Below are 18,268 nucleotides of genomic sequence, written 5' to 3' on the forward strand. Positions count from 1 at the left end.
GCTTACTCGCTACCCTTCACGCGTTCAATCTTAGCGCCCAGCGCCTGAAGTTTATCTTCAATGCGCTCGTAGCCGCGATCGATATGATAAATACGATCCACTATCGTTGTTCCTTCAGCGATACAGCCCGCCAGAACAAGACTTGCAGAAGCACGAAGATCGGTAGCCATTACCTGAGCGCCGGAAAGCTTTTCAACACCGTGGCAGATAACCGTATTGCTTTCGATCTCAGCATGCGCGCCCATACGGATTAATTCAGGCACATGCATGAAGCGGTTTTCGAAGATAGTTTCGGTAATCACGCCAGTCCCTTCCGCCACCAGGTTTAGCAGCGTGAATTGCGCCTGCATATCGGTAGGGAAGCCTGGGTGTGGAGCAGTACGCACCGTCACGCCTTTTGGACGCTGACCATGCATATCAAGGCTGATCCAGTCTTCACCGGTTTCAACCTCCGCGCCAGCTTCACGCAGCTTCGCCAGCACGGCATCCAGAGTATCGGGCTGTGCGTTGCGGCAAAGAATTTTACCGCCAGAGATTGCCGCGGCCACCAGGAAGGTCCCGGTTTCAATACGGTCAGGCAGCACGCGATAAACGCCCCCGCCCAAACGAGCAACACCTTCGATCGTGATACGATCGGTGCCTGCGCCGCTGATCTTCGCACCCAGGGTGTTGAGGAAGTTCGCGGTATCAACGATCTCCGGTTCACGCGCGGCGTTTTCAATGATCGTTTTACCTTCCGCAAGCGTAGCTGCACTCATGATAGTCACGGTCGCGCCGACGCTCACCTTATCCATCACAATGTGGGCCCCTTTAAGGCGGCCATTCACCGACGCCTTAACGTAACCTTCTTCCAGCTTAATTTCCGCGCCAAGCTGCTCCAGACCGGTGATGTGCAGATCTACCGGGCGAGCGCCGATGGCACAGCCACCAGGCAGAGAAACCTGCCCCTGGCCAAAGCGAGCAACCAGAGGCCCCAGCGCCCAAATAGATGCACGCATGGTTTTCACCAGGTCATAAGGCGCGCAGAAAATATTTACGCCGCTGGCATCAATGTAGACGGAGCCGTTGCGCTCAACTTTGGTACCCAGCTGGCTCAGCAGCTTCATTGTGGTATCAATATCTTTCAGTTTTGGAACGTTCTGAATCTCTACCGGCTCTTCTGCCAGAAGGGCTGCGAAGAGGATCGGCAGCGCGGCGTTTTTAGCCCCTGAGATTGTGACTTCCCCACTCAGGCGGGTAGGCCCCTGCACACGAAATTTATCCATTGAAACTGTTCTCTTTTAAATTCAAAACGTTATCACCAGCCTGAGCCGATGATTCAAAAACCATTTAGTTTGCGGTCGCGCGCCCACTCTTCCGGCGTATAGGTCTTGATAGAAACAGCATGCATGCGGTTGTCAGCGATGAACTCCATCAGCGGGGCATACACCGTTTGCTGCTTTTTGACGCGACTTAACTCGGCGAATAACTCACCCACCGCTATCACCTGAAAGTGGCTGCCATCGCCCGAGACGTGGACTTCCTGGAGGGGCAGTGCGTTCATCAGCACTGTCTGAATTTCATGATTTTCCATGGGGTATCTATTCGTCGATTAATGAATGATGAGATAAGCCACACATCTTAGAGGAAAGTGGCGTCAGCTTAAATAAGCAAAAAGCCCCGGAACTTAACAGTTCGAGGGCTTTGAAAGTAACGTGCTGAAATCATTAGCCTGCCAGATACGGCAACAATGCCTCTGGCAAATTGTAGAGTTGCACCAGCGTGCGTAAATTATCAGTGGCGCCCCTAAGCTCGATCTTGTTTCCCTGGCGAGCCACGATGGCTGTCAGGTGAATAAGCAACGCCAGCCCGGCGGTATCAACGCGAGTTAAGCCACTTAGCTCAAAAAGATTGATACCCGCGACCACTTTCTCACGCTGCTGCCAAAGCGAATTAACGGTGCCGCCATCCAGCTCTCCGAAGAAATGCAGCGTTGTACCGTCCAGCTTCCAGCTTAGTTCTTCCGCCATTACTTTTTACTGTCCAGGGTAATTGGCTGTTTCGAAATCGACTGCAGCTGCGCAGTCAAACCATCAATGCCTTTGGTACGCAACAGATCGCTCCACTCATTTTGTTTGGTGGTGATCATGCTGATCCCTTCGGCGATCATATCGTAAGCCTGCCAGTTCCCGGTTTGGCTATTCTTACGCCACTGGAAGTCAAGGCGCACCGGCGGGCGACCGTTTGGATCGATAATCGTCACGCGGATCGCCACGATATCAGCATTACCCAGCGGTTGCTCGGGAGCAATTTGGTAAGTCTGACCATGGTACAGCGCCAGCGCCTGCCCATAAGCCTGCTTAAGGTACTCTTCAAAAGCCTTGAAGTAGGCATCTCGCTGCGCAGGTGTTGCATCTTTGTAGTAACGCCCTAATACCAGCGCACCCGCGTATTTTACCTGTACGTATGGCAGTAATTCCTGGCCAACGATCTCCCGCAGATAATTCGGGTTCTGTCGAATTTGAGGCTGCTCATTTTTCAGACGATCAAAGGTCTTCTGCGCCGCCTCGTTCATTAATTTGTAAGGGTTAGTCTGGTCTGCCGCCATCGCAAATGGGGCGATTACCAGCATGGCTACCATAATAAGACGCTTAAACATCACTCGTTCCTCTTAAATTAATTCGTAGTACCTGACTGCGGTGCGGCATCAGTATGGCCTGCAGAATGGGCTTCGGCATCGCCAGAATTCTTATTATCTCCGTTGCCGCTCTTATAAAGGAACTGGCCTATCAGATCCTCAAGCACCAAAGCAGACTTTGTGTCCTGAATGGTACTGCCATCTTTCAGCATAGATGACCCCAGCTCGGGATCATCAAAACCGAGGTTAAGAGCAATATATTGCTCGCCCAGCAGGCCAGAGGTGCGAATCGCCAGAGAGCTTGTATCCGGAATCTGGTTGTAGCGCTGCTCAATGTCCAGCGTTACGCGAGGCAGATAGGTTTTCGGGTCCAGAGCAATACCATCAACACGACCAATAACAACACCACCGAGGCGAACCGGGGAACTCATTTTCAGGCCACCGATGTTGTCGAAAGTGGCGTATACCCGATACGTCGGCTCGCTGCGCAGTGAAGTAACATTCGCCACCTTCAGGCAGAGAAAAATAATGGCGACCAGCGCAACCAGCAGAAAAGCACCAACCCAAACTTCAAATTTCTTTGTTTGCATGAACTCAATTCCCAAACATCAGTGCTGTCAGCACAAAATCGAGGCCCAAAACGGCCAGAGAAGCGTGCACAACGGTGCGCGTGGTTGCCCGGCTAATCCCGGCAGAAGTCGGAATAGCATCGTACCCGTTGAATAACGCGATCCACGTTACGGTAATGGCGAAGACTACGCTTTTAATCACGCAGTTAACCAAATCCAGCCGCCATGAGACCGCATTTTGCATTGCTGACCAGAAGAAACCGGCATCAATACCTTTCCAGTTAACGCCCACAAGTGCGCCGCCCCAAACGCCCACGGCAACAAAAATAAGCGTCAGAAGCGGCAGCGAGATCACCCCAGCCCAAAATCGCGGTGACACGACGCGGCGCAGCGGATCGACCGCCATCATCTCCATGCTGGAGAGTTGCTCTGTCGCGCGCATCAGGCCAATTTCAGCGGTTAATGCGGAACCCGCTCGCCCGGCAAACAGCAGCGCGGCAACAACCGGGCCCAGCTCACGGAGTAGTGAAAGGGCTACCAGCATGCCGAGGCTCGATTCGGCGCTGTACGTCGTCAGCACCAGGTATCCCTGCAAACCAAGCACCATCCCGATGAACAGGCCGGACACCATAATAATCAGCATCGACAACACGCCGACGTTATAAAGCTGACGAACCAGCAACGGCGCATGCTTGCGAAACTCCGGCTTCCCTACCAGCGCGTTGAATAACATCAGTCCGGCACGTCCAAACGAGGCGCAGGTTTTTATCCCGCGTCGCCCGATAGATGCCAGTGCATTTAGCAGCATGAGCAGTTTAGCTCCTCGTTCCAGGTAATAAATCTTGTCGATAATCCCCGGCGGGATAACGGAATGGCACCGGGCCGTCCGCGATCCCATCAAGGAACTGTCTAACGCGTGGATCGTGGTTTTCACGTAACTCCGCGGGACTACCTTGCGCCACAATGTGCTGATCGGCAGCAATATAAGCGTAATCCGCGATGCTTAAGACTTCTGGTACATCGTGTGATACCACAATGCAGGTGACGCCAAGAGCGCTGTTAAGTTCTGAAATAAGCTTAACCAGCACGCCCATGGTAATAGGATCCTGCCCGACGAAAGGTTCATCAAACATAATCAGGTCTGGCTCAAGTGCAATAGCGCGGGCAAGCGCGGCACGGCGTGCCATCCCGCCAGATAATTCAGAAGGCATCAGATTCGCTGCCCCGCGAAGCCCGACAGCTTCCAGCTTCATCATCACCGTACTGTGTAATAAAGGTTCTGGTAACTGAAGATGTTCACGCAGCGGATAAGCCACGTTTTCAAACACGTTAAGATCGGTAAACAAGGCGCCAGATTGGAACAGCATGCTCATGCGTTTACGCACGGTAAAAAGCCGTGAGCGCGACATCGCCGGTACATTTTCGCCATCAAACAGAATTTCCCCTCTGTCCGGCTGGATCTGCCCGCCGATAAGCTTCAAAAGCGTTGTCTTACCGATCCCCGATGGCCCCATGATCGCCGTCACTTTGCCGCGTGGTACGGTCAGCGAAATGTTCTCGAAGATCTGCCGCTCTCCGCGGGAGAAACTCATCCCACGGATCTCAACCAGATTCGCTTCTGTCTGACTCATCGCCCTTCCTTTTTTGTGTTTGCCGGCAAGCATGGCCTCAAAGGGATGCTAAAACCCAACATTTTTACAGAATATTACCTGCGCAGGTTAGCTAAAGCTGGCATTTGTTTTACTTTTTCGCCGCATAAAGTCAGAATTACGACTTATCGCCAGGCTCAGGCTGCACTTCGTTTTGCCCGACCCTTCAGGCCCTCAGGATCGGCGATTATACCCTAATAAAGGATTTTTCATGCTGTTAGCTACGGCGCTATTAATTATTGGTTTACTTCTGGTGGTCTATGGCGCCGACCGTTTAGTTTTCGCCGCAGCAATCCTTTGCCGCAGTATTGGGATCCCACCGCTGATTATCGGCATGACGGTGGTCAGCATCGGCACCTCGCTTCCTGAAATCATCATCGCCAGTACTTCTGCGCTGCACGGCCAGTTGGATTTGGCCGTAGGAACAGCGATTGGTTCAAATATCACCAATATTATGCTGATTCTGGGGCTGGCCGCCCTGCTGCACCCATTTACCGTTAATTCCGATATTCTACGCCGTGAGTTGCCTCTAATGTTGGCGGTGAGTGCCGCCGCAGGTCTGTTTCTCTATGACGGGGAGCTGACGCAGGCAGAAGGTGTCATGCTGCTGACAATCGCGGTGTTATATCTACTCTTTATCATTAGAATAGGCCGCCTTGCGGAACGGCAAGGTGTCGATAGTCTGACGCGGGAACAACTGGCCGAACTCCCTCAAGAAGGCAGCCTTTCCGTCGCATTTTTATGGCTAGGCGTTGCGTTAGTTATAATGCCAATGGCAACGCGGATGGTCATCGATAATGCCTCGGTGCTTGCCCATTATTTTGGCGTAAGCGAACTGGTTATCGGTTTGACGATCATTTCGATTGGCACCAGCCTGCCAGAATTAGCGACCGCCATAGCCGGAGCGCGCAAGGGTGAAGATGACATTGCGATTGGTAATATCATCGGCTCGAACATTTTTAACGTGGTGTTTGTGCTTGGCATTCCTGCACTGCTGGCGCCGGGCCATCTGAACCCGTTAGCTTTTGCCCGGGATTATTGGCTGATGTTAGCGGTAAGTGCTGTTTTTGCGCTGCTCTGCTGGCGTAAACCTCGCCAAATCGGCAAGCTCGCGGGCGCTCTGTTAACATGTGGGTTCATCATATGGATCGTGGTGCTGTGGTTCGTTGCGCCACCTGTCGTCGGATAAAGTGGGAACGGGAATTATGTCTCATATAGATTTAGCACCGGGTTTTGACTTTCAACAAGCGGGCAAAGACGTGCTCAATATTGAACGTGAAGGCCTGGCTCAGCTCGACCAGTACATTAACGACGATTTCTCACTGGCCTGTGAGAAGATATTCTACTGTCCCGGCAAAGTTGTTGTCATGGGGATGGGGAAATCGGGTCATATTGGGAAAAAAATAGCGGCAACCTTTGCCAGCACCGGCACGCCAGCTTTTTTTGTGCACCCAGGGGAAGCCAGCCACGGTGATTTAGGCATGGTCACAGCACAGGATATAGTTCTGGCGATTTCTAATTCCGGTGAGTCGAACGAAATTCTGGCGCTCATCCCGGTCTTAAAGCGTCTTCAGGTTCCTCTGATTTGCATGACCGCCCGCCCGGAAAGTTCAATGGGACGCGCAGCGGATATCCATCTGTGCATCAAAGTGCCTCAGGAAGCTTGCCCTCTCGGCCTCGCGCCAACCTCCAGCACAACGGCGACGCTGGTTATGGGCGATGCGCTAGCCGTGGCGTTACTGAAAGCCCGTGGTTTTACCGCTGAAGATTTTGCGCTGTCTCATCCTGGGGGCGCGCTGGGTCGTAAGCTGTTACTCCGCGTAAACGATATCATGCACACTGGTGATGATATCCCGCACGTGAGCAAAGAGGCTTCTTTGCGCGATGCGCTGTTGGAGATTACCCGTAAAAATATGGGAATGACGGTCATCTGCAATGACCTGATGAAAATTGAAGGCATCTTTACCGATGGCGATTTGCGTCGCGTGTTCGATATGGGCGTCGATTTACATACCTTACGTATTGCGGATGTCATGACAACAGGCGGCATTCGCGTACGTCCAGGAACATTGGCTGTTGATGCATTAAACCTGATGCAGTCACGCCATATTACTTCGGTTCTGGTCGCAGATGGCGACCAGTTGCTGGGTGTGGTACATATGCATGACATGCTACGCGCAGGCGTAGTTTAAAAAAGGATTAGCCTTAATGAGTAACCGTGATGCGCTGCTCAATACCTGTTATGGACCGGTAAGCGCGCAGGTCATAGCGCGGGCGAAAGAGATTCGTCTGCTGATTCTGGACGTCGACGGCGTGATGTCTGACGGCCTTATTTACATGGGCAACAGCGGTGAAGAGCTTAAGGCCTTCAACGTGCGCGATGGCTATGGCATTCGCTGTGCCCTGACCTCAGGAATAGAAGTCGCTATTATTACTGGAAGGAAAGCAAAGCTGCTGGAAGAACGCTGCACAACGTTGGGCATTACCCATCTCTATCAAGGTCAATCAGATAAGCTTGTGGCGTTTCAGGATTTGCTGTCAAAGGTTGCGCTGTCTCCCGATCAGGTGGCCTATATTGGCGATGACTTGATCGACTGGCCAGTCATGGAACGAGTCGGTTTAAGCGTTGCCGTTGCTGATGCTCACCCATTATTGACGCCAAAAGCGGATTATGTGACCAGAATTAGCGGTGGGCGAGGTGCAGTGCGGGAAATCTGCGATCTTCTGTTGATGGCGCAAGGCAAGCTTGATGAGGCTAAAGGGCAATCCATATGAGCAAGACCAAACGTTGGATTATTTTCCTGCTCGCCATTGCGGCATTAGTGCTTATCGGCCTGAATCTGACGGAGAAGGACGAACCTAGCGTAACCGTTAACAACGACACGCCGACTTACCAAAGCGAATTCTCCACAACGGTCGTATACAACCCGCAGGGCGCGTTGAACTATAAGCTTATTGCTCAACACGTTGAATACTTTTCCGATACTGGCATTTCATGGTTCACTAAGCCGGTCATGACTCAGTACGATGAAAATAAAATCGCCACATGGGAAATTCACGCGGATCGCGCCAAACTTACCGATGATAAAATGCTTTATTTGTACGGCAACGTCATCGTCACAGCGCTAACGCCTGATTCTCAGTTACGCAAAATCACGACGGATAATGCGCAGGTGAATTTAATCACTCAGGATGTCGCTTCTGACGATCTTGTTACCCTGTACGGCACCACATTTAACTCCAGTGGCCTGAAAATGCGTGGCAATTTACGCAGCCAAACTGCACAGCTGATTGAAAAGGTTAAGACCTCTTATGAAATCCAAAATAAACAAACTCAGCCTTAAACTTGTTCTGCTTGGTTCGCTCTTTGCCGCACCTTTGTCTGCCTGGGCACTGACGGGTGATACCGACCAACCTATTCATATCGAATCCGACCAGCAGTCTCTCGATATGCAGGGCAACGTCGTCACCTTCACCGGCAATGTGGTTGTGACCCAGGGCACGATCAAAATCAACGCCGATAAAGTCGTTGTGACCCGCCCAGGCGGTGAACAAGGCAAAGAGGTGATTGATGGCTATGGTAACCCTGCTACTTTCTATCAAATGCAGGACAACGGTAAGCCGGTAAAAGGCCACGCCTCAACCATGCATTATGAATTGGCTAAAGACTTCGTTGTGCTGACCGGCAACGCTTACCTTGAACAACTGGACAGCAACATCACCGGCGACAAAATCACCTACCTGGTGAAAGAGCAAAAAATGCAGGCGTTTAGCGAGAAAGGCAAACGCGTGACCACCGTACTGGTACCGTCTCAGTTGCAAAACAAAAACGGCCAGCAACCGGCACCGAAAAAGAGTAACTGATTCGTTATGGCAACTTTAATTGCGAAAAACCTGGCCAAAGCCTACAAAGGCCGCCGCGTAGTCGAAGACGTCAGCCTGACCGTTAAATCAGGTGAAATTGTGGGGTTACTCGGGCCGAACGGTGCCGGTAAAACTACGACGTTTTACATGGTGGTGGGGATCGTGCCACGCGATGCGGGCAACATCATTATTGATGAAGAAGACATCAGCTTACTGCCACTACATGCTCGCGCGCGTCGCGGCATCGGTTATTTGCCGCAGGAAGCGTCCATTTTCCGTCGCCTGAGCGTATTTGATAACCTGATGGCGGTACTGCAGATTCGTGACGATCTTACGTCAGAGCAGCGTGACGATCGCGCTAACGAGCTGATGGAAGAGTTCCACATTTCGCACCTGCGCAACAACCTTGGGCAGTCGCTCTCCGGCGGTGAACGTCGCCGCGTTGAAATCGCCCGCGCGCTGGCGGCCAACCCGAAATTCATTTTGCTGGATGAACCCTTTGCCGGGGTTGACCCTATTTCCGTTATTGATATCAAACGCATCATCGAGCACCTGCGTGACAGCGGCCTCGGCGTGTTGATTACCGATCATAACGTCCGCGAGACGCTGGCCGTCTGCGAACGCGCTTACATCGTTAGTCAGGGGCATCTGATTGCCCACGGCACACCGGAAGAAATCCTTGAAGACGAGCAAGTTAAGCGAGTCTATCTGGGCGAAGAGTTCAGACTCTGATAGGGTGGGAAGTCTTACACGACTTATTTGAGGAAGTTTGCTCTGAACATGAAGCAAGGTTTGCAATTACGGCTTAGCCAACAACTTGCTATGACGCCCCAGCTGCAGCAGGCCATTCGTCTGCTACAGCTCTCAACGTTAGAGCTTCAGCAAGAACTCCAGCAGGCACTGGACAGTAATCCATTGCTTGAGCAAACCGACCTGCATGATGAGATCGATACTCAGGAAATGCCTGAGAGCGAAGCAATGGATACCCGTGAAGCCCTCGAGCAGAAAGAAATGCCCGATGAGCTGCCTCTGGATGCCAGTTGGGATGAAATTTACACCGCCGGTACCCCTTCAGGGACAGGAACGGACTATCTGGACGATGAGCTACCGATCTACCAGGGTGAAACGACCCAGTCACTCCAGGATTACCTGATGTGGCAGGTCGATCTGACACCATTTTCCGATACGGATGCCGCTATTGCGACGTCTATTGTCGATGCGGTGGATGAAACCGGGTATCTCACTGTTCCACTGGAAGACATTCTCGAGAGCCTGGGCCACGACGATGTCAGCCTTGACGAAGTGGAAGCCGTCCTCAAACGTATCCAACGTTTTGATCCCGTCGGCGTTGCCGCGCGGGATTTACGCGATTGCCTGCTGATTCAGCTTTCTCAATACGCCAAAGAGACCCCATGGCTGGCGGAAGCCCGGCTTATCGTTAGCGATCATTTAGATCTGCTGGCAAATCATGACTTCCGGACGTTGATGCGCGTCACGCGTATCAAAGAGGACGCGCTTAAAGAGGCCATGTGCCTGATTCAGTCTCTTGATCCCCGCCCTGGCCAGTCGATCCAAACGGGTGAACCTGAGTACGTTATCCCTGATGTACTGGTGCGCAAACACCTGGCGCGCTGGGTTGTAGAGCTTAACGCAGACAGCATCCCGCGTCTCAAAATCAACCAGCAATATGCAGCCATGAGCGGCAATACGCGCAATGACAGTGACTCGCAGTTCATCCGCAGTAACCTGCAGGAAGCGAAATGGTTGATCAAAAGCCTGGAAAGCCGCAATGATACGCTATTGCGCGTGAGCCGCTGCATTGTCGAACAGCAGCAGGCCTTCTTTGAGCACGGTGAAGAGCACATGAAGCCGATGGTGCTGGCCGATATTGCTCAGGCGGTGGACATGCATGAGTCGACAATCTCCAGGGTGACCACTCAGAAATATTTGCATAGCCCACGCGGCATCTTTGAATTGAAATATTTCTTCTCCAGCCACGTCAATACCGAAGGCGGCGGTGAAGCCTCCTCCACGGCAATTCGGGCGCTGGTGAAGAAGTTAATAGCTGCGGAAAACCCCGCCAAACCGCTGAGCGACAGTAAGTTAACCTCAATGCTGTCAGATCAAGGTATCATGGTGGCGCGCCGCACAGTTGCGAAGTACCGAGAGTCTTTATCCATTCCACCGTCAAACCAGCGTAAACAGCTGGTGTGACTTCACCGATAAGGAAGACACTATGCAGCTCAACATTACGGGACAAAACGTCGAGATCACTGAGGCACTACGTGAATTTCTGAACTCGAAATTTGCCAAACTGGAGCAGTACTTCGAAAGAATCAACCAGGTCTATATTGTATTAAAGGTGGAAAAAGTCACCCATACAGCGGATGCTACGCTGCATGTGAACGGTGGAGAACTGCATGCCAGTGCCGAAGGCCAGGACATGTATGCGGCGATTGACGGCCTGATTGATAAACTGGCCCGACAGTTAACGAAACACAAAGATAAACTAAAACAACACTGATAATCCGGGCATCCGATGTGCATATGGCCGGCCCGCTGCTTAAGTAGCGGGCCGTTTGCACAAAAGTGCTTAGGTGAACTTATGATGAACAACGATTCCGCTCTACAACTGAGCAATGTCCTTAACCAGGAATGTACTCGCAGTGGCGTCCACTGCCAGAGTAAAAAACGTGCGCTGGAAATCATCAGCGAACTGGCAGCCAAGCAGCTTGGTCTTCCACCACAGGTCGTTTTCGAAGCCGTACTGACCCGTGAACGTATGGGCAGTACCGGCATTGGCAACGGCATCGCTATTCCTCACGGTAAACTGGAGGAAGATACGCTCCGCGCCGTTGGCGTCTTTGTTCAACTGGAAACGCCAATCGCTTTTGATGCCATCGACAATCAACCGGTTGACCTGTTATTTGCGCTGCTGGTACCGGCTGACCAGACAAAAACTCACCTGCACACGCTTTCCCTGGTGGCCAAGCGTCTGGCGGATAAAACTATTTGTCGCAGACTGCGCTCAGCCAGCAGCGACGAAGAGCTTTACCAGATAATTACTGAAACAGAAGTCGATCACGACGGCGAAAACGAATAATCGGCGCGTTTGATGTCTCAGACAGATAAATCGGGGGAATGATTACATGGTGCTGATGATTGTCAGCGGCCGCTCAGGTTCAGGGAAGTCTGTAGCCTTGCGCGCACTGGAAGATATGGGATTCTATTGCGTGGATAACCTGCCGGTTGTCCTGTTGCCAGAGCTGGCAAAAACGCTTGCCGATCGGCAAATCTCTGCTGCGGTCAGCATTGACGTGCGCAACATGCCGGAGTCGCCGGAGATCTTCGAGCACGCGATGGACAGCCTGCCAGACGCTTTTTCTCCGCAGTTACTGTTCCTTGATGCCGATCGTAATACGCTGATTCGCCGCTATAGCGACACACGCCGTCTTCATCCGCTTTCCAGCAAAAATCTCTCTTTGGAAAGTGCGATTGATGAAGAAAGCGATCTCCTCGAACCGCTAAAATCCCGAGCGGACCTGATCATCGACACTTCAGAAATGTCGGTGCATGAACTGGCAGAGATGCTGCGTACTCGCCTGCTGGGTAAACGTGAACGCGAACTCACCATGGTGTTCGAGTCTTTCGGCTTTAAGCATGGCATACCAATTGACGCCGATTATGTGTTCGACGTACGTTTTCTGCCGAACCCGCACTGGGATCCAAAACTTCGCCCAATGACCGGCCTCGACCGCCCGGTCGCCGCCTTCCTCGACAGGCACACAGAAGTACACAATTTTATCTACCAGACCCGCAGCTATCTTGAGTTATGGTTACCGATGCTGGAAACCAACAACCGTAGCTACCTGACCGTGGCGATTGGCTGTACCGGTGGTAAACACCGCTCGGTTTATATTGCAGAGCAACTGGCCGACTACTTCCGTTCACGCGGGAAGAACGTCCAGTCCCGTCACCGCACGCTGGAAAAACGTAAAACATGAGCGTAAAGCAGACCGTTGAAATCACCAACAAGCTGGGCATGCACGCGCGCCCGGCGATGAAACTGTTTGAGCTGGTACAAAGTTTTGATGCAGAAGTGATGCTGAGAAATGAAGCGGGGACCGAGGCCGAAGCCAGCAGCGTGATTGCCCTCCTGATGCTGGATTCAGCCAAAGGAGGCCATATCGAAATAGAAGTCACTGGCCCGGAAGAAGAGCAAGCCCTGGCTGCCGTGATTGCTCTGTTCAATGCCGGATTTGACGAAGACTAACCGCTGTGCGCGGCTCTAACCGCGCCCTATTTTCCATACTGCGGCAACGTTTCGCGCCGTCACGTTAATATTCTCGCCCGCCCTTTCCAACGCCTCCGGCAGTGTCTGTACCCGATTAAGCACCGAGAAAACGGCGTCGAGACCGTGCTGATGGACTACGCCGTAATCAGTCGTCATCCCACCCGCCAGCGCAATAACCGGTACCTGAAAACGCTTAGCTACCCTCGCCACGCCAATCGGCGTTTTGCCGTAAATGGTCTGACTGTCTATACGTCCTTCTCCGGTAATAACCAGGTCTGCTCCCTGAACGGCGTCGGCAAGCCGCAAAGCGTCCGTTACAATTTCCACTCCGGGCTGCAGGCGAGCATGAAGTAAACCAAACAAAGATGCCCCCATGCCTCCTGCTGCCCCGGCACCTGCCACGGTAATCACAGCCTTGCCGCTGATGTGCTCCAGCTGTTCGCCATAATGCCTGAGAGCAGTATCAAGCTGCGTAACCTGTTCGGGCGTAGCGCCTTTCTGCGGCCCAAAGACCGCCGACGCACCGCGCTCACCGCACAGTGGATTATCAACATCGCAGGCAACCATAATGTCGCACTGCGCCAGGCGAGTATCCAGTTGGCTAACATCTATCTCTGAAAGCCCGGCCAGGGCAGCACCGCCGGCACAAAGCTCATTGCCTTGCTCATCACGAAGCCTGACGCCCAGCGCCTGCATCATACCGGCCCCGCCGTCATTGGTCGCACTGCCGCCGATACCAATAATGATTTTGCGAGCACCGCGATCCAGCGCCGCCAGAATAAGCTCCCCGGTGCCAAAAGTGCCGGTCAGCAGCGGATTTCGTTTTTCGGGCTGCACCAAATGCAGCCCTGATGCGGCCGCCATTTCAATGATGGCGGTTTCACCGTCGCCCGTTATGCCAAAGAAAGCCTCAACAGGCAGCCCCAGCGGGCCGGTCACAGTTACAGGGATGATTTGCCCGTGCGTCGCGGCAACCATAGATTCAACGGTGCCTTCTCCTCCGTCGGCCATCGGCAGCTTGATATACTCTGCGTTCGGGTAAATCTCGCGAAAACCTTGCTCAATGGCCTCAGCGACCTGCATCGCGCTCAGGCTCTCTTTGAAAGAATCGGGGGCAATAACAATTTTCATGGCAACCTCATTAACCCGCTAAATTAAACACGCCAAACATCAGGGTTGAAACAAAAGCGATGGCCAAACCAACGGCGGTTTCATAGGGAAGCAGTTTTAAGCGTTCGTGAACCTGCATATTCACGCTCCCCCCAGTGGCATGGAAAAAGCTGCCGTGCGGCATATGGTCAAGCACCGTTGCCCCGGCATGGATCATTGCCGCCCCGGCGAGTGCAGAAATGCCCATATCGACAAGCGTTGAACTAAACACGGCAGAAGCCACCGCCGTCCCGGCCGTTGTTGATGCCGTAGCCATTGACATCAGCGCTCCGGAAAAAGGAGCCAGAAGGTAGGACGGCATGCCGGAGGCAGTTAAACCGCTAATCAGTACACCCTTCAACCCGGAGTTGGCGATGATCCCGGCCAGCGTTCCGGTCCCCAGCAGCATAATCGCTACCGGAGACATACGCGCCAGCCCCGACACCATAAAATGATTTGTCTGCCGCCACTGCCCCATCACTATAGCCCCAATCAGGCCGCCTATCGGCAACGCAACCAGCGGATCAATCGCAATGCCGGCAATCGGGCGAAGTGCAAGCAGGCAGATAGCCACCAGCGGAGCCGCTATTGCCGCACCAAACGCGGGCAAGGCCTTCTCTTTTTCCCCGGCAATAAGCTCGTTACTGGAAACTTTGGAGCCCCGATGCTGCAACCGCTTCGCCAGGAAATAGGCTAACACCAGACCAAACAGACCCGGCACGATGCCCGCCATCATTAAGTCGGTGAGGGGAACATGGAAAGCGTCGGCCGCCGAAATCGTATTAGGATTGGGCGACATAACGTTGCCGGCCTTCCCGCCGCCAATCATTGCCAGCAGAATAGCCATTTTCGAAATATCGGCCCGGTGAGCAATCGCGAGTGCAATAGGTGAAACGGTAATTACGGCGACATCGATAAATACGCCGACGGCGGTCAGCAACATGGTCGCCACTGCCAGAGCAAATAGCGCCCTTTTCTCGCCAACCTTACGGACAATAGTTTCGGCAATTGTGTTGGCGGCCCCGGACTCAATCAGCACCCCCGCCAGTATGCCTGCCCCTAGGATGCGCAGTACCGCATTGGTAATCCCCTGCGCCCCGGTAATCATTAGCGAAAGCGTCTGCACTAAATCGGCGCCGCCGACTAATCCGCCAGCAAGAGCACCGGCAATCATGCCGTAGGCCGGGGGAACCTTGCGTAAAATAAGAACAATAGAAACAACCAGCGCCACCAGGGCGCCCAGAGCCGAAACCGTGGTCATAACTCACTCCTGTTTTGATTTTTTTAGGGAGATCGAAAGGTACGGCGGGACATTACCCTGAGCAGGCAGCGAATAGCTTGAGAGGAAACACCAGAAAATGGACGGCGTAAGAAATGCTTTTTTGTAGATTGCTACAAATCAGTCGCTAAGCTGCATACCAATAAACAGCTGAAGAACTGAATCTAACTTATTAATATTTAAAGCCGTTATTGATTCTATCTTGCTGAGTCGATAGCGCAGTGTATTGACGTGAATATGCAGCAATTTTGTCGTTTGAGACAGATCACAATTCTGTTCAAAATAGCAGCGCAACGTGCGGCGAAGCACACCTTTCGAATCAGCCTTACAGAGAGTTTGCCACGCTCGCCCCATTTCATCGGCCTGCCAGCTGCCGGAAAGTCCGTTGAGCAGCACAGGCAATAAAAGATCCTGATAGTACAAAATCGACCGGCCAACTTTTTGCCTTGCAGACATCTCATGTAGCGCTACGGCACTAAGCCAGGAACGCCGTAACCCATCGTCACCGTCGAAGAATCCTCCGACTGACAGGGTGACCTCAAAATGCGCCAGCAGCTGAGAATGAAGTTTCCGCAGCGTTTTTTTCAACAAAACCAGCGGCTCCTCAGCTCGTCCGCCGCCCAGGGGTAACAGCATTGCGATTTGTTCAAAGCCGACGGGCGTCACTAACGCCTGGCTGTCGTAACCGCCGAGTCGCTCGAGCAGCTCCCGCTGGCGCAAAACATCCCGAGAGGGAAAATCAATCATCAGCGCAACCCGTGGCAGCTCAAGATCTACGCCAAGACCGCTGGCCATAGGGCGCAGTTCCGCCAGACTTTGCTGCCCGGAAATAATTTGCGCTGTGAGTTGCTCCCGGTAGCGCTTTTCCCACTGATTTTGCTCAAGCATTTCCGCCTGTTCAAGGATCAACTCGGCCGCCATTTTGACCAGTTCAGCGTAAGCCTGCACTTTCTCTGGCTCGCCAGAAATCCCCACCACGCCAACAATTTTCTGGCGAAAGACAATAGGCAAATTAATGCCGGGTTTAACCCCTTTCAGCCGCCGGGCAGAAGCTTCATCAATAATAACGGTTCGGTTTTCTGTCAGGGCCAGGACAGCACCTTCATGACGCTGATGCAGACGACGCGGATCGCCAGAGGCAATAATCACGCCCTGTTCGCTCATCACATTCACCGAGTGATCGATAATGCTCATGGTGCGCTGGACAATTTGCCGGGCGGTATCTTCTTTAAGGCAGGAGGTCATCATAGCGTTTACCTTGTCGGGGAGGCAGTGCGAGTGCGCCAGGTGCGGGTTATTTTAAATTGTATTGCTCAAGGAATGACTCCCCGCCCAGCTGGCGCATCTGCCGCAAAATCCACTGCTGGCGCTGGCGAATATAGCCTGAAGGCGCATTAGCCTTAAAACGAATCGGATTAGGCAGGACGGCGGCGAGCAGCGCGGCTTCGGCGGGCGTCAGCCGGCTGGCTGGCTTGTTGAAGTAACGACGAGAGGCTTCCTCCACGCCGAAAACGCCTTCACCAAATTCGGCAATATTCAGATACACCGTCAGAATACGTCGCTTGCTCCACGCGGTTTCAAGCCCCACCGTGAGGCCGGCTTCCAGCCCTTTACGTAGCCAGCTCCGCCCATCCCACAAAAACAAATTCTTTGCAGTTTGCTGGGAAATCGTCGACGCGCCTCGTACCCTTTTTTCGTTACGCTCGTTGTGAGACAGGGCCTTTTCTATGGCATCGGTATCAAAGCCCCAGTGCTCGGGAAACTTTTGGTCCTCAGAGGCGATCACCGCTAGCCCCATCCACGGCGAAATATCATCCATGGAAACCCAGTCAGAATGGGCAACGTAACCGAAGTTGCCGCTGAACCACGCGCTGAACTGCCGCTCCACCATCACTGCGGAAAACGGCACCGGGAGGAAGCGGAAAACCAGGATGCCCATGAACCAGACCGCCAAAACCGCCAGAACAGCTTTCAGCAGCCAGCGTTTAACCCACTGCCACGGCGCGAAACGCCCTTTACTCATGCGCTAAGTTCCAGCACGCGGGCAACCAGCTTGTCGATCCCGGCAGCGGCCTCAGCGATATTTTGCGCGAGCATGTAAGCAGGAGTGGTGACGACCTTCTGTTCTTCGTCCACCACGATATCATCTACCGGACAAGGAACATGCTCAGCGCCCATAGCTTCAAGCACTTCAGCGGTATCGATATCCGTGCCAATGGTGAGACGCACAGGCATATCCAGAATCTTTGGCAGCATCGCCGGGGCAATACACATAAAACCGAGCGGCTTGCCCTGTTCGTGACATTCCCTCGCCAGGCGGCGTAAATCTGCATCAACCTCACAATCAGCGCCCTGCGAAGCAAAGGTGCTTAGATTTTTAGCCGCGCCAAAACCACCCGGCACAATCAATGCGTCAAGGTTTTCAGACAAAGCTTCACGCAACGGCTGAATATTGCCGCGAGTGATGCGCGCCGCTTCTACCAGCACGTCGCGAGTTTCTGCTGCAGCTTCGCCTGTTAAATGATCGATCACGTCAGACTGAGGTTTATCCGGCGCGAAGCAAACTGCTTCAGCACCAGCACGAGAAATGGCCAACAGCGTTAATACGGCCTCATGAATCTCACTACCGTCATAAACCCCACAGCCGCTTAGCACTACGCCTATTTTTTTCATCCGTCCGCTCCTTTTTGTTCCCGGTGAATCAGTATCAGCCACGTTAATTTGATCGCTATGCTTCACATATTTTACTGATTCACGTAACAAATATTTTAAGGTTTGCTATCTTATATGGCTGACAGCCCGCGAATTGCTGGTTGTGCCATTCGATAATTCAACGCTAAAAAAGGC

At 52.9% G+C, this 18,268-nt stretch carries 23 protein-coding genes; 11 read left to right on the forward strand and 12 right to left on the reverse strand.

Going from position 1 to position 18,268, the window contains the following annotated elements; translation table 11 throughout:
• Positions 1-2: 2 nt before the first annotated feature.
• The 7 genes from murA to mlaF form a co-directional block, all read right to left on the reverse strand.
• The gene (murA, locus tag B9Y90_RS08635) at positions 3-1,265 is read right to left on the reverse strand and encodes a UDP-N-acetylglucosamine 1-carboxyvinyltransferase (protein ID WP_039288121.1); all 1,263 of its coding nucleotides are present in this window, start codon (positions 1,263-1,265) and stop codon (positions 3-5) included.
• Between the two features lie 53 nt (positions 1,266-1,318).
• On the reverse strand, positions 1,319-1,573 hold the full coding sequence (ibaG, locus tag B9Y90_RS08640) for a BolA family iron metabolism protein IbaG (RefSeq protein ID WP_008454819.1): 255 nt from the start codon (positions 1,571-1,573) through the stop codon (positions 1,319-1,321).
• 133 nt (positions 1,574-1,706) lie between these two features.
• Positions 1,707-2,009, reverse strand: coding sequence for a lipid asymmetry maintenance protein MlaB (gene mlaB / locus B9Y90_RS08645; protein ID WP_085540977.1), 303 nt, complete (start codon positions 2,007-2,009; stop codon positions 1,707-1,709).
• Complete coding sequence (gene mlaC, locus B9Y90_RS08650; RefSeq protein WP_039288128.1) at positions 2,009-2,638, reverse strand: phospholipid-binding protein MlaC; 630 nt, start codon at positions 2,636-2,638, stop codon at positions 2,009-2,011. The genes mlaB and mlaC overlap by 1 nt, the downstream gene beginning before the upstream one ends.
• A gap of 17 nt (positions 2,639-2,655) precedes the next feature.
• Positions 2,656-3,207: an outer membrane lipid asymmetry maintenance protein MlaD gene (gene mlaD, locus B9Y90_RS08655; RefSeq protein ID WP_008454822.1), complete on the reverse strand. Its 552-nt coding sequence runs from the start codon at positions 3,205-3,207 to the stop codon at positions 2,656-2,658.
• 4 nt (positions 3,208-3,211) lie between these two features.
• Positions 3,212-3,994, reverse strand: a complete 783-nt coding sequence (gene mlaE / locus B9Y90_RS08660; RefSeq protein WP_039288131.1) for a lipid asymmetry maintenance ABC transporter permease subunit MlaE — start codon at positions 3,992-3,994, stop codon at positions 3,212-3,214.
• Between the two features lie 7 nt (positions 3,995-4,001).
• Positions 4,002-4,817 (reverse strand): phospholipid ABC transporter ATP-binding protein MlaF, encoded by an 816-nt coding sequence (gene mlaF / locus B9Y90_RS08665; RefSeq protein ID WP_085540978.1) that lies wholly within the window; start codon positions 4,815-4,817, stop codon positions 4,002-4,004.
• A 229-nt stretch (positions 4,818-5,046) separates the two neighbouring features.
• On the opposite strand from mlaF, the gene B9Y90_RS08670 reads away from it, so the two are divergent.
• The 11 genes from B9Y90_RS08670 to npr all read left to right on the forward strand — a co-directional run bounded on the left by B9Y90_RS08670 (position 5,047) and on the right by npr (position 12,972).
• Positions 5,047-6,024, forward strand: a complete 978-nt coding sequence (locus B9Y90_RS08670) for a calcium/sodium antiporter (RefSeq protein WP_085540979.1) — start codon at positions 5,047-5,049, stop codon at positions 6,022-6,024.
• A gap of 16 nt (positions 6,025-6,040) precedes the next feature.
• On the forward strand, positions 6,041-7,027 hold the full coding sequence (kdsD, locus tag B9Y90_RS08675; RefSeq protein WP_085540980.1) for an arabinose-5-phosphate isomerase KdsD: 987 nt from the start codon (positions 6,041-6,043) through the stop codon (positions 7,025-7,027).
• Between the two features lie 16 nt (positions 7,028-7,043).
• The gene (gene kdsC / locus B9Y90_RS08680) at positions 7,044-7,610 is read left to right on the forward strand and encodes a 3-deoxy-manno-octulosonate-8-phosphatase KdsC (RefSeq protein WP_085540981.1); all 567 of its coding nucleotides are present in this window, start codon (positions 7,044-7,046) and stop codon (positions 7,608-7,610) included.
• Positions 7,607-8,179 carry an LPS export ABC transporter periplasmic protein LptC gene (lptC, locus tag B9Y90_RS08685; protein WP_039288147.1) on the forward strand — a complete coding sequence of 191 codons (573 nt, stop codon included), beginning with the start codon at positions 7,607-7,609 and terminating at the stop codon, positions 8,177-8,179. Before kdsC ends, lptC begins: the two co-directional genes overlap by 4 nt.
• Complete coding sequence (gene lptA, locus B9Y90_RS08690) at positions 8,148-8,699, forward strand: lipopolysaccharide ABC transporter substrate-binding protein LptA (protein WP_039288150.1); 552 nt, start codon at positions 8,148-8,150, stop codon at positions 8,697-8,699. Before lptC ends, lptA begins: the two co-directional genes overlap by 32 nt.
• Positions 8,700-8,705: 6 nt before the next feature.
• The gene (gene lptB / locus B9Y90_RS08695; protein ID WP_008454830.1) at positions 8,706-9,431 is read left to right on the forward strand and encodes an LPS export ABC transporter ATP-binding protein; all 726 of its coding nucleotides are present in this window, start codon (positions 8,706-8,708) and stop codon (positions 9,429-9,431) included.
• Between the two features lie 48 nt (positions 9,432-9,479).
• Complete coding sequence (gene rpoN, locus B9Y90_RS08700) at positions 9,480-10,913, forward strand: RNA polymerase factor sigma-54 (protein ID WP_039288153.1); 1,434 nt, start codon at positions 9,480-9,482, stop codon at positions 10,911-10,913.
• A gap of 22 nt (positions 10,914-10,935) precedes the next feature.
• Complete coding sequence (hpf, locus tag B9Y90_RS08705) at positions 10,936-11,223, forward strand: ribosome hibernation promoting factor (protein WP_008454833.1); 288 nt, start codon at positions 10,936-10,938, stop codon at positions 11,221-11,223.
• A gap of 81 nt (positions 11,224-11,304) precedes the next feature.
• On the forward strand, positions 11,305-11,802 hold the full coding sequence (gene ptsN, locus B9Y90_RS08710; RefSeq protein WP_085540982.1) for a PTS IIA-like nitrogen regulatory protein PtsN: 498 nt from the start codon (positions 11,305-11,307) through the stop codon (positions 11,800-11,802).
• A gap of 46 nt (positions 11,803-11,848) precedes the next feature.
• Positions 11,849-12,703 (forward strand): RNase adapter RapZ, encoded by an 855-nt coding sequence (gene rapZ / locus B9Y90_RS08715; protein WP_008454836.1) that lies wholly within the window; start codon positions 11,849-11,851, stop codon positions 12,701-12,703.
• Positions 12,700-12,972 (forward strand): PTS phosphocarrier protein NPr, encoded by a 273-nt coding sequence (gene npr, locus B9Y90_RS08720; RefSeq protein ID WP_008454837.1) that lies wholly within the window; start codon positions 12,700-12,702, stop codon positions 12,970-12,972. The genes rapZ and npr overlap by 4 nt, the downstream gene beginning before the upstream one ends.
• A 15-nt stretch (positions 12,973-12,987) precedes the next feature.
• On the opposite strand, the gene B9Y90_RS08725 is transcribed toward npr, so the two are convergent.
• From B9Y90_RS08725 to elbB, 5 genes are all read right to left on the reverse strand, one after another.
• Positions 12,988-14,124 (reverse strand): glycerate kinase, encoded by a 1,137-nt coding sequence (locus B9Y90_RS08725; protein WP_085540983.1) that lies wholly within the window; start codon positions 14,122-14,124, stop codon positions 12,988-12,990.
• Between the two features lie 10 nt (positions 14,125-14,134).
• Positions 14,135-15,403: a GntP family permease gene (locus B9Y90_RS08730; RefSeq protein WP_085540984.1), complete on the reverse strand. Its 1,269-nt coding sequence runs from the start codon at positions 15,401-15,403 to the stop codon at positions 14,135-14,137.
• Positions 15,404-15,541: 138 nt separating this feature from the next.
• Entirely contained in the window at positions 15,542-16,669 is a 1,128-nt protein-coding gene (locus tag B9Y90_RS08735; RefSeq protein WP_085540985.1) for a sugar diacid recognition domain-containing protein, read from the reverse strand.
• A gap of 46 nt (positions 16,670-16,715) precedes the next feature.
• Complete coding sequence (gene mtgA / locus B9Y90_RS08740; RefSeq protein ID WP_085540986.1) at positions 16,716-17,444, reverse strand: monofunctional biosynthetic peptidoglycan transglycosylase; 729 nt, start codon at positions 17,442-17,444, stop codon at positions 16,716-16,718.
• The gene (elbB, locus tag B9Y90_RS08745; RefSeq protein WP_039288171.1) at positions 17,441-18,094 is read right to left on the reverse strand and encodes an isoprenoid biosynthesis glyoxalase ElbB; all 654 of its coding nucleotides are present in this window, start codon (positions 18,092-18,094) and stop codon (positions 17,441-17,443) included. The genes mtgA and elbB overlap by 4 nt, the downstream gene beginning before the upstream one ends.
• Between the last annotated feature and the right edge of the window lie 174 nt (positions 18,095-18,268).

It is taken from the genome of Cedecea sp. NFIX57 (assembly GCF_900177785.1).
Classification (GTDB): domain Bacteria; phylum Pseudomonadota; class Gammaproteobacteria; order Enterobacterales; family Enterobacteriaceae; genus Cedecea; species Cedecea neteri_C.